4 protein-coding genes are annotated in these 3,084 nt (G+C 62.7%); 2 read left to right on the forward strand and 2 right to left on the reverse strand.

Annotated features, from left to right (window positions below; genetic code table 11):
* Nucleotides 1-238, reverse strand: a 238-nt coding sequence (gene ilvN / locus AB3X43_RS07230) for an acetolactate synthase small subunit (protein ID WP_369429185.1), incomplete at its 3' end; no start/stop codon positions are given.
* Between the two features lie 102 nt (nucleotides 239-340).
* On the reverse strand, nucleotides 341-2,068 hold the full coding sequence (locus AB3X43_RS07235; protein WP_369429186.1) for an acetolactate synthase 3 catalytic subunit: 1,728 nt from the start codon (nucleotides 2,066-2,068) through the stop codon (nucleotides 341-343).
* 274 nt (nucleotides 2,069-2,342) lie between these two features.
* Between AB3X43_RS07235 and AB3X43_RS07240 the strand changes: the two genes are divergently transcribed.
* Nucleotides 2,343-2,909 carry an RNA polymerase sigma factor gene (locus AB3X43_RS07240; RefSeq protein WP_369429187.1) on the forward strand — a complete coding sequence of 189 codons (567 nt, stop codon included), beginning with the start codon at nucleotides 2,343-2,345 and terminating at the stop codon, nucleotides 2,907-2,909.
* A gap of 5 nt (nucleotides 2,910-2,914) precedes the next feature.
* Nucleotides 2,915-3,084 (forward strand): DUF3619 family protein (locus AB3X43_RS07245; protein ID WP_369429188.1); only part of this gene is annotated, 170 nt, incomplete at its 3' end.

A 3,084-nucleotide genomic window follows, 5' to 3' on the forward strand; every position in this document is an offset into this window, starting at 1 on the left:
TGCCTTCGGTCAGGTCCACCACCTTGACCACCTCGATCAGGCGGTTCAGGTGCTTGGTGATCTGCTCGATGACCTCGTCGGAGCCGCTGGTGACGATGGTCATGCGCGACAGCGAGGCGTCCTCGGTGGGCGCGACCGTCAGGCTCTCGATGTTGTAGCCGCGGGCCGAAAACAGGCCCACCACGCGCGACAACGCGCCAGCTTCGTTCTCCAGCAGCAGGGCAATGATGTGTTTCATGTCGGTCTCCTGGCCATGAGCCGTGCACCGGCAGCGGTAACCGCCGGGCACCTCATGCGCCTGTCAACAATCAGTCGAAGGGAAGGGACGAGCCCCGGTGCGTCACAGATCCTCGGAGCCCAGCAGCATCTCGGAGATGCCCTTGCCTGCCTTGACCATCGGCCAGACGTTTTCCGTCCGGTCGGTGCGCACGTCAAGAAACACGGTCCGGTCCTTCAGGCGGACCATCTCCTTCAGGGCGGGTTCGACCTCGGAAGGCTTTTCGATCTTGATGCCGACGTGGCCATAGGCCTCGGCGAGCTTCACGAAGTCCGGCAGCGCATCCATGTAGCTGTGCGAGTAGCGGCCCTGGTAGTCCAGTTCCTGCCACTGCCGCACCATGCCCAGGTAGCGGTTGTTCAGCGAGATGACCTTGACCGCCGTGCCGTACTGCTGGCAGGTGGACAACTCCTGGATGCACATCTGGATCGAGCCTTCGCCGGTGATGCAGAACACATCCGACTCGGGCTTGGCCAGCTTGATGCCCATCGCGTAGGGCAGGCCCACGCCCATCGTGCCCAGGCCGCCGGAGTTGATCCAGCGGCGCGGCTCGTCGAAGCCGAAGTACTGCGCCGCCCACATCTGGTGCTGGCCCACGTCGGACGTGATGTAGGTGTCACGGCCGCGGGTCAGGTTCCACAGGGTCTCGACGACGTACTGCGGCTTGATGACCTCGTCGGAATTCTTGTACTTCAGACACTCGCGACCGCGCCATTCGTTGATCTGCGACCACCAGGCGTTCATCGCGGCCGGCTCGGCGCGCTGCTGGTGCTCGCGGATCTGGGTGATCAGCTCCTGCAGCACGTCCTTCACGTCGCCGACGATGGGGATGTCCACCTTGACGCGCTTGGAGATCGACGACGGGTCGATGTCGATGTGGATGATCTTGCGCTCGACCGAGGCGAAGTGCTTCGGGTTGCCGATCACGCGGTCATCGAAGCGTGCGCCCACCGCCAGCAGGACGTCGCAGTTCTGCATCGTCATGTTGGCTTCGTAGGTGCCGTGCATGCCCAGCATGCCGAGGAAGCGCGGATCGGTGGATGGCGTCGCACCCAAGCCCATCAGCGTGTTCGTGACCGGATAGCCCAGCAGGTCGACCAGCTCGCGCAGCTCCGCCGAGGCATTGCCCAGGATCACGCCGCCGCCGGTGTAGATGTAGGGGCGCTTGGCCGACAGCAGCAGCGCGACAGCCTTGCGGATCTGACCGCCATGGCCCTTGCGCACCGGGTTGTACGAGCGCATCTCGACTGTTTCCGGGTACTGGAACGTCGCGGTCTTGAGCGACACGTCCTTCGGGATGTCCACGACCACAGGGCCAGGGCGGCCGGTGCGGGCGATGTGGAACGCCTTCTTGAGCGTCATGGCCAGGTCGCGCACGTCCTTGACCAGGAAATTGTGCTTGACGATCGGGCGCGTGATACCGACGGTGTCGCACTCCTGGAACGCATCCAGGCCGATCGCGGGCGTAGGCACCTGGCCAGTGATCACGACCATCGGGATCGAGTCCATGTAGGCCGTGGCGATGCCAGTCACCGCGTTGGTGACACCGGGGCCGGACGTGACCAGCGCAACGCCGACCTTGCCGGTAGCGCGTGCGTAACCGTCAGCGGCGTGCACGGCTGCCTGCTCATGGCGCACCAGGACGTGCTGGATCGTCTCTTGCTTGTAGAGCGCGTCGTAGATGTAGAGCACCGAACCACCGGGATAGCCCCAGATGAATTCGACGTTTTCGGCCTGCAGACTGCGGACCAGGATTTCCGAGCCGTTCAGCTCGGGAGCGGAGTTGTCCATGTGAATGAACCTTTCGGGTTTTCTCTGACGAAAATCGATCGGTGCACCTCCCCTCGCCCTTGTGAGGTGGGATTGGCGCCGGGGGGTCATTGACGCCGTCACCCGGGTCGGGCGAGCGGCGCAGACCATTGCATGCTTCGTGCGAAGGCGGGATTATCGCACTCTTGCGCCGCGCTGCGGTGCAAAGGCAGCGGGTGCCATAATCGCTGCCGCTGACCTCAACGCCCCAGGCTCCCCGCTCACGCTGCACGCCGCACCACCCGGCGCAACTTCCTTGGCCGCAGATCAAGAACTCTCCGACTTCCTGCAAAGTGTCGAAAAACGCGCCTTCAAGCGCACTGTCTACATGGTGCGCGATGAGGACGCCGCGCTTGACATTGTTCAGGACTCCATGATCCGACTGGCTCAGCGGTATGGAGATCGTCCCACCAGCGAGTGGCCGATGCTGTTCCAGCGCATCCTGTCGAACGCGACGATGGACTGGTTCCGCCACCAGAAGGTACGCAATGCCGTCCTGAAGAACTTCTCCGATTTCGAAGGACATGACGGCGACGCAGACTTCGATCTGCTGGAGCACCTGGCCACCGAAACCACCGCAGGCGACACCGAAAGCGCCGACAGTTCCTTTGCACGGGTACAGACCTTGCAACACATCGAAGAAGCGATCTCGACGCTGCCAGCTCGTCAACGTGAAGCCTTCCTTATGCGTTATTGGGAGGAAATGGATGTTGCCGAGACAGCCGCGGCCATGGGTTGCTCGGAAGGTAGTGTCAAAACGCACTGTTCGCGCGCAGTGCATGCATTGGCCAAAGTACTCAAAGCCAAGGGAATTTCACTGTGAACACCGTGTCGACTGCACGAACCCTACTGCCCACAGAAGCAGATGCCTTGGAGGCACGCTTCGCGTTGCGCTTGACCGCCCGTCTCGAAGTTGGCGCCCAATCGCTGCCACACGACATTGGCGAGCGATTGCGTGTGGCACGCATGCAGGCGCTGGCGCAAGCTCGCCATCATCA

Origin of the sequence: Sphaerotilus sp. (assembly GCF_041083715.1) — a bacterium.
Lineage (GTDB): Bacteria > Pseudomonadota > Gammaproteobacteria > Burkholderiales > Burkholderiaceae_C > Sphaerotilus.

Excerpts from the sequence above, each read along its gene's own strand:
- AB3X43_RS07235 (WP_369429186.1), bottom strand. The coding sequence starts at position 2,068 with ATGGACAACTCCGCTCCCGAGCTGAACGGCTCGGAAATCCTGGTCCGC.